5 protein-coding genes and 1 pseudogene are annotated in these 7,906 nt (G+C 58.0%); 2 read left to right on the top strand and 4 right to left on the bottom strand.

Features of this window, described 5'->3' with window-relative positions:
- The 4 genes from F8I07_RS00350 to mqnE all read right to left on the bottom strand — a co-directional run.
- Window positions 1-1,176: ATP citrate lyase citrate-binding domain-containing protein (locus tag F8I07_RS00350; protein ID WP_292654255.1), on the bottom strand; the 1,176-nt coding region annotated here is incomplete at its 3' end.
- 137 nt (window positions 1,177-1,313) lie between these two features.
- Window positions 1,314-2,438: a hypothetical protein gene (locus F8I07_RS00345; protein WP_292654252.1), complete on the bottom strand. Its 1,125-nt coding sequence runs from the start codon at window positions 2,436-2,438 to the stop codon at window positions 1,314-1,316.
- Between the two features lies 1 nt (window position 2,439).
- Window positions 2,440-3,009 carry an aminodeoxychorismate/anthranilate synthase component II gene (locus F8I07_RS00340; protein ID WP_292654249.1) on the bottom strand — a complete coding sequence of 190 codons (570 nt, stop codon included), beginning with the start codon at window positions 3,007-3,009 and terminating at the stop codon, window positions 2,440-2,442.
- Between the two features lie 3 nt (window positions 3,010-3,012).
- Entirely contained in the window at window positions 3,013-4,107 is a 1,095-nt protein-coding gene (gene mqnE / locus F8I07_RS00335) for an aminofutalosine synthase MqnE (RefSeq protein WP_292654247.1), read from the bottom strand.
- A gap of 481 nt (window positions 4,108-4,588) precedes the next feature.
- Here mqnE and F8I07_RS00330 point away from each other — a divergent pair, with 481 nt between their 5' ends.
- Together F8I07_RS00330 and F8I07_RS00325 are read left to right on the top strand one after the other, a co-directional pair.
- Window positions 4,589-7,057 carry an HD domain-containing protein gene (locus F8I07_RS00330; protein ID WP_292654244.1) on the top strand — a complete coding sequence of 823 codons (2,469 nt, stop codon included), beginning with the start codon at window positions 4,589-4,591 and terminating at the stop codon, window positions 7,055-7,057.
- A gap of 2 nt (window positions 7,058-7,059) precedes the next feature.
- Window positions 7,060-7,906, top strand: a pseudogene (locus F8I07_RS00325) (glutamine--fructose-6-phosphate transaminase (isomerizing)); the annotation flags it as partial.

The raw sequence follows: 7,906 nt of genomic DNA, 5'->3' as shown, positions 1-7,906 counted from the left end.
GCGTACGTAGATCTTGGTGTGGTTCTCTTTGAGCTTGGGGGCCCACTTCTCCAGGGCGTTGATGATCCCGGTAAAGGTCTTGGCGAAATCGGTAAAGTTGGCGATGGCCGCGCCGATGATGAGGAGCTTGCCCCGCGGACCGGGGTAGCGGGTCATCAGATCGAAGATCGTCTCGGCGTAGAACTCGGTCTCTCCGGTGGTGGGGCCTCCGGAGTACTCCCCGTAGTTGGCCAGATCCTTGACTCCGGCCAGATCGGCGATGGTATCGGCGTAGACGACGGAAGCGCCGCCGCCGGCTACCATGGTCCAGATCCGTCCCTGGGGATTGAGGATCGTCAGTTTGAGGGAAGCTCCCGACTTACTGTCGGCTTCGGCGATCGCCTTTTCCTCGGGAGACTGCTCTTCCATGCCGAAAGCAGTGGGGAACTCGATGTCGCCCCATTTCTCTTTCATCAGGAAGCCGGCGGTATCGTCCAGACGAGCCACCAGGTCCAGGATGTGGGCGTCGGTACCGATGAGAACCAGCGGGTTGATCTCCAGATAGGCGAAGTGCATATCCCGGAAAAATTTGAAGAACTGAATCGCAAAGGAGACAAAGGCTTCACGGTTTTCGGCGGGGATATCGTCAGGAACGTTGGCGCGGATCGCCTTTTCGATATCGGCCTCTTTCATATTGATAGGAATGCGGACTTCGTTGACCTTCTCGTCCCATCCCTCTTCGACCTCCATTCCTCCTTCGGCGGACATATAGAGCACATCATCTTCTCCGACGGTGGTGGCGGCGATGTAATATTCCTGATCCTGGGTGTGGGGCGTAAAGGGCTCAACGATGAAATGAGTCAGATGGCCGTGCTGACCGCTCAGCAGCGTCACATCGTGGGACTGTTTCTCTTCGATCCATTTGGCGGCATCTTCCAGTGTCACGTCACCGGGCTTGTTGACTTTGAAGAGGACCAGGTCGTTCTTCCCACGCTTTCCGAAGAGCATATCGGGCTTGACGACCAGAGGTTCCTGGTTGAGCCACTCGAATCCGTGTTCTTTGGCTTTCTCGCGCAGTTCGTCGGCGCTGGTGACCAGGACCGACTTGAAGGGGTAGTGGAACCCGTCGAAATACTCGTTCCAATGCTTGGCAAAGAGCTGCTTTCCGTCATATTCGCGTATTGCTCGTTGAGCCATCGGCTTCTCCTTTGTCTGGTTAGGGTTGGCTAGATTTTATCATTAGATTCTTTCAAACTTATGAAAGTCAAAAAGGGGCCGCCACTTTTTGGCGGAAGCTGTGTATTTTGGGAACAGGGGATGAAAAAGATTGGGGCTCAGAACGTATCGGAAGAGCGCTTTTCGGCAGGACAGGCAGGCAGACCGTAGAACCGATAAAGCGCATTGTAACGTCTCTTCACAGGAGAATGGCAGCGAACCCCCCGGGCTTTCAGCGCCTCCACCCGGGCCGGGATCTCATAGAGCGGCGCGGCGAAAAAGTGGCTCGGACGTCCCAGCAGAACATAGAGAGGCCGATGCAGGGCCACCGCCGCGCTGCTGAGAACCAGCGTCGCCAGGACCACCGCCCCCGCGAGTCGATACCGGGTCTGAAAGCGCCGCATCCGCACCCGCATGCTCGAAAAATAGACCCGGACGGGGATCATTGTCGCCGCCAGCAGATAGGGGCTGAAATCGACAATGAGGACCTGCTGGCGAATCGAAAGAAGTATCGAAAGGGCCAGGGCCGCAAACGCGATGCTCCAGGTCAGATCCCTGGGCCCCACCAGGGCCACCCGGTAGAGGGCATAGAAATAGTAGACAAAAAAGAGCGGGGAGAAGAGCGCGGCATCAATCCCGAAGAGTTCGGGCAGATGCCCCTGGGGATGCCCTCCGATACTGTAGAGGCCTGTCGCCAGAGAGAGAACCAGCAGCAACGCCGCCGCGATCCCCAGCCGATACTCCCGCCGGACGAAGGCGTAGAGCGCTACCGCCAGGTAGAGGGCAAACATCGCCGTAGCGGTACTCAGCAGCAGGACCAGGGCCAGAAGCTCCAGCCAGAAGATCTTTTCCCGGTAGGCCAGGAGGAAAAGGAGTGTCAAGGTCAGCGCGAAAACCGCATCGTTGAGGAGGACGTTGGCGGCGATCACTCCCGGCAGAATCGCAAAGATCGCCAGGGTGAAGCGCCGATCTTCCAGCCGCGGAAAATAGTCCGGAAGGAGCCGGTAAAAGAGCCAGAGATTGACTCCCCCGAGGAGAAAAGGAATCACACGCAGGCCCAGTGGACCGGGGAGGTACTGATGGAGGATCCGGGCGATCCAGATCGCGGGGCTCCACTCATCGCGGTAAAAGAGCTGCGCTTCGGTAGGAGAAAGGGGGGTCGTCAGAATCAGGGCGGCAATCCCCGTCATATAGAAGAGGAGAAAACCGTAAAAGAAACGATCGTTGCGCCAGATTCCGATCATCTCAGAGCTTCAGGAAATTGTCCAGCATCTCATGGCCGTATTCACTCATGATCGACTCGGGGTGAAACTGGACCCCGTAGACCGGCAGATCCCGGATCTGCAACGCCATGATCTCTCCGTCATCGGTGCTGTAGGCGGTGGGGACGATCCGGTCGGGAAGGTTCTCGGAGTTGACGGTGAGGGAGTGGTAACGCGTCGCTCTAAACTCTTCGGGCAATTCCCGAAAGATCGGGCTTTCAGCGGTCACTTTCACCTGGGAGGTTTTGCCGTGCATCATATTCTTGGCCCGGATCACTTCGCCGCCGAAGGCCTGGGCGATGCTCTGATGCCCCAGACAGATTCCGAAGATGGGCGTTTCGCCGGCAAAACGCTCGATCACTTCCAGGGTCACCCCCGCGTCGTCGGGGGTCGAAGGGCCCGGGGAGAGAATGATCTTCTCCGCCCCCAGCTCGGCGATCTGGTCGACCGTGAGCTCGTCGTTGCGGATCACCCGCAGATCGGCGCCCAGTTCCCGGCAATACTGGACGATGTTGTAGGTGAAGCTGTCGTAGTTGTCGATCATCAGGACCATCGGTTATTCCTCATCGTAAACTTTGAGTTCATTATACAGGCTGTCGCGTTCGACGGGAACAAACCCGCTGTTGCGAATCAACGCTACAAACTCCTCCAGCGGCAGCCCGTGGGCGCTGGCGGCCCCGGCGGCGGACTGGATCGACTCTTTCTGGATCGTCCCGTCCAGGTCATCGGCGCCAAACTCCTGGGCCAGGAGCGCCAGGCCGACGGTGGAGGTGGCCCAGTAGGCCTTGATGTGGGGAATGTTGTCCAGCAGGATTCGGCTGATGGCGTAGGTCTTGAGGATCTCCTGGGCGGTGGGAAACTCCTCGACCTTCAGGAAGTTGTTCTGGCGCTGATAGACCAGAGGGATGAAGGCGTTGAAGCCGCCCGTCTCATCCTGGAGATTGCGCAGCCGAAGCATATGGTCGATCCGGTGGGCCCGCTTCTCCACATGGCCGAAGAGCATCGTGGCGTTGGACTCTCTCCCCCGCTGATGCCACTTGCGATGGATCTCCAGCCAGTTCTCGCTGCTGACTTTGCCTTTGCAGATATAGTCCCGCACCTCTTCGTCGAAGATCTCCGCTCCGCCCCCGGGCATGGAGTCCACCCCGCTCTCAACCATCCGATCGATCATCTCATCGTAGCTCAGCCCGTTGCTCTCGGCCAGGAAGTTCACCTCCGCCGCGGTGAGAGCCTTGACATGCAGCTCGGGGTGGGCCTCCTTGATCTTGCGGAATGCCCCCAGATACCAGTCGATCCCTACCTCGGGATTGTGAGCCGAAACGATATGGACCTCTTTGGCTCCCCGCTCCACAGCTTCGTCGGCGATGGCCAGGATCTCGTCATGAGTCAAAGTGTACTGGTTGGGGTTTTTGCGGCTGGCGCTGTAGGCACAGAATTTGCAGATGTCTTTGCAGACATTGGTGGGGTTGATATGTCGGTTGACGTTGAAAAAGCTTTTGCGGCCGTAGCGCGCTTTGCGTATCCCGTCCGCCAGCTCTCCCAGGGTCATCAGATCCAGGTCGTAGAGGGCTTCCCCCTCTTCCTGTCCCAGACGCTCACCCGCTTTGACCTTTTCGATCAGTTCCTTTGCTGCCACCACCACTTCTACCATCCTCTCTTTAACCCGATATTCCTAATCATGTCAAAACAATTCTCCAAAGAGAGGTTTCACTCGATGGCGACAAAGGAGCGCTTGCCTCTAATGGGTGCTCAGCCTCCACGGCTTCGCTACGCTCCGACCGCTCCGGTTTCGAAGCTACAAACGATACGCAGGTATCGTTTGCTTAACGCTTCTCACATTCGCGACTGCCAGAGCTATCGAGTGAAACCGGTTATTTTTCAGAAAAGTTCTGACATGCCGGCCGGGTTTAAAATTGCGCTATTATAACCCAAATATTTTACGCTGGCCGTTGCCCGATTCGAGTGCTCTGAAAATCTTTGTCATTTCGGGCTTGACCCGGAATCCGGAGCCTTAAATTCCCATGACACCATGGATCCTGAATCAAGTTCAGGATGACGAAACCCAATCTTTGCAAATTTTTCGGAGCACTCGTTTGACACCCGGCACCCAATACTTCTGCCAAGGAAAATGAATGCGTACCCTCAATACCCGTGTCGAAGAGCTGCTCTATGAGAACGCTCCCGACTTCGAGATCGCCAAAGTGATCAAGAGCTATCTCAAGGAGTATTTCGCCACCCTGCCCCAGACCTTTGCCGAAACCGGGGGCAAGGATTTCCTCGCCCGACACACCCGCACCATCGATACCGTGATCCGGCTGGCCTACAAGGTCGCCGTTCGGGAGATGTTCGGCCACTACACCCCCCTCAAAAACCACCTCCCCGTCACGCTGGTCGCCCTGGGAAGCTACGGCAGAGAACAGCTCTGCCTCCACTCCGACATCGACCTGATGTTCGTCTATGAAAATATCCCCGGCTATCAGACCCAGCCCCTGATCGAAAAGATGCTCTACCTGCTCTGGGACAGCGGCCTGAAGCTGGGGCATCGGGTCCACGAGCTGGCCGACCTGCCCGTGGTGGCGAGGGAGGATATCACCATCAAAAGCGCCTTTCTCGAATCCCGCTTCATCGAAGGCTCCAAATTCCTCTGGACCGGGATCGAGAACGCCCTCACCGAGATCCGAAAGGAAAACCCCGAAGAGTTCATCCGGCTCAAGGTCGAGGAGCGCCGTGCCCAGCACAAACGCTATCCCCTGACCATGGAGCCCCACCTCAAGGAGGGCGTCGGGGGGTTCCGGGACGCCAACATGGTCTTCTGGATGGGCAAGCTCCTCTACAATGTCCCCAGAATCCGGGAACTGGACGAGAGGATCGTCGATCCCGAGGATTACCGGGAGTACCGCATCGCGCTGGAGTTTCTCTTTCGGGTACGGACCGCCCTGCATATCGTCGCCGGGAAAAAGGTGGATCAGGTTCGACTGGACCTGCTGCCGGACCTGGCCCGGCTCCTGAAGTTCCCCGAGAGCTACCGGGGGCAGCTCCGCCTCGCCCGTCGTATCACCGGTGCGCTGCGGACCATCCATCTCTACAGCCGGATCTGGCTGGAGCGGCTCATCGGCGACTATCTGCCCGAACTCTATGCGAGCTGCTACCTTCCCGAGGTTCATCACCGCAAACTCCATCCCCTCGTCGAGGAGCTCAACCGGCAGGCGACCGAGCCCTTCCGTATCCATCCGGAGCTCCTGCATGCTCTCATCCATGCCGAACGTCCCGAGCGGCCCGATGAGACGCTTTACCGGACCTTGCGACACACCTTTGAGCGTCCGGCAGCCGCTTCCGTCCTGGAGGCTTTTGTGGAGGCACGGATCCTGGGCTACATGATTCCCCCGATGAAAAAGGTGATCGATCTGCCCCAGTTCGACGGGTACCACCGCTACGCCGTCGACCGCCACAGCGTCGAGACCCTGCGCCATATGGAGAGCATCGAAGATCCCTTTATCGCCGAGCTTTTCGACAATCTGGAGCCGGAGGAACAGGCGATGCTCAAGGTGGTCGCTCTGCTCCACGATGCCGGCAAAGGGCGCAAAAAAGATCACCACCTGGTGGGGGCTTCTCTCTTCCGGGTTTTTGCCGCCAAACTGGGCTTCAGTGCACCGCTTATCGATGCGGGAAGCATGCTCATCCTCTACCATACCCTGATGAGCGTCACCGCCCAGCGGGAGGATATCTACAGCGAAAAGACCGTTCTGGCCTTCGTCTCCCGCTTCGGGAACCAAAAGCTCCTGCAGATGATCTACATCCTCACCTACGCCGATATGAAAGGGGTGGGCACCGACGTCTACAACAGTCACAGCGCCCGGCTCCTGCGGATCCTCTACCATCAGTCCCTGGAGGCGCTCAAATACGAAAACCGTCTGGACGAGACCGCCAAACGCCTCCGGGCCGTGGACCGGCTCAAAAACTCCCGGGCCTTTCGGGAACTCCCCAAAAGCCTCCAGAACAAGATCCTCTCCATCCCCTCCAACGCTTTCTTCATCCGTCACAGCACCCGCCGGATCATCGCCATCGCCAAAGCGGCGGCGAGTATGGAGGAGTACACTTCCCATATCAGCAACAAACAGAACCTCACCGTCGAGGTGATCCGCCGTCACGATCTCAACCTGGCCTGGCTGCTCCACCGCCTCTCACGCCTCCAGGTGGTCGCCATGGAGATCGTCAAACTCTGGGGCGGATTGAAATATTTCAAGATCGACTTCAACGATCGGCTGGACGAGAGCGAAATCCCGAGACTCGATACGATCATTCAGGAGTCGCTTCTGCCTCATCCCGATCTCAAGCTTCCCAAGCCCCAGGTCAAACGGGAGGAGATCGAAACGGACTGCGAACACTCCCAGGAGTACGCCCTGCTCCGCCTCAGAGCCGCCGATCAGCCGGGCCTGCTGGCCTATCTCATCGATCTCTTCGACCGGCTGGGAGTCGACATTGCCTCGGCCAAGATCCACACCCTCAAAGGGCGGGTCAACGATCTCTTCCTTATCGAAAAGAACGGGAGTTTCTGTCATAATATCGACAAGATTGTTCAAGAATTGACGACAACGGAGTAGTTATGTGCGGAATCGTAGGCTATCTCGGCCCCAAAGAGAAAAAAGAGATCCTGCTCGACGGATTGGCGGAGCTGGAGTATCGGGGATATGACTCGGCGGGAATCGCCGTCATCAGCGGCGGAAAACTGACCCACTTCAAAGCGGTAGGCAAGCTCAAAAACCTGCGGGAGAAAGCGGCCGATTTTACCAGTGAAGGCCCCGGTGCCGCCATCGGCCACACCCGCTGGGCCACCCACGGCAAACCGACCGAGCTCAACGCCCACCCCCATATGGGGGCTTTCAGCTATGTGGTTCACAACGGGATCATCGAAAACTATCAGGCGCTCAAAAAGGAGCTGGAGGCCCAGGGGGTCCGCTTCCTGAGCCAGACCGATACCGAAACCATCGTCCACCTCTTCGAGCAGAAGATCCAGGAGGGCCTCGAACCCTTCGAAGCCTTCAAAGCCACCATCGAACGTCTGGAGGGAGCCTACGCCATCCTCCTCATCAGCGAAGCGGCGCCCGAGACGATCTTCTTCGCCAAGAACGGTTCGCCGCTGCTGATCGCCTTCGACGGGGAGGAGATCTACTTCGCCTCCTCCGATACGGCGGTCATCGGCAAAGCCAAAGAGGCCTACTATCTCGAAGACGGCGAATACGGCTTCGCCAAACCCGGCGAAGTGGAGCTCTGTGACAGCAACGGCCCCAAACCCGTCACGACACAGCCCCTGCCCGCCGACAAAGCCATGGCCCAGAAAGACGGCTACCGTTTCTTCATGGAGAAAGAGATCTACGAACAGAGTTCCGTCATCAGCGACACGATGCTGGGACGGGTCCTGGAGGATCGGGTGGAGTTCGAGGAACTCGATC

The sequence above is a fragment of the Nitratifractor sp. genome (assembly GCF_015487065.1).
In the GTDB taxonomy this organism is placed as follows: domain Bacteria; phylum Campylobacterota; class Campylobacteria; order Campylobacterales; family Sulfurovaceae; genus Nitratifractor.
This window is presented reverse-complemented; position numbering and strand designations above follow the sequence as displayed.

Bases quoted from the DNA above. Each gene is read 5' to 3' on its own strand.
- F8I07_RS00345 (WP_292654252.1), bottom strand. From the start codon at position 2,438: ATGATCGGAATCTGGCGCAACGATCGTTTCTTTTACGGTTTTCTCCTC.
- F8I07_RS00340 (WP_292654249.1), bottom strand. From the start codon at position 3,009: ATGGTCCTGATGATCGACAACTACGACAGCTTCACCTACAACATCGTC.
- mqnE (WP_292654247.1), bottom strand. From the start codon at position 4,107: ATGGTAGAAGTGGTGGTGGCAGCAAAGGAACTGATCGAAAAGGTCAAA.
- F8I07_RS00330 (WP_292654244.1), top strand. From the start codon at position 4,589: ATGCGTACCCTCAATACCCGTGTCGAAGAGCTGCTCTATGAGAACGCT.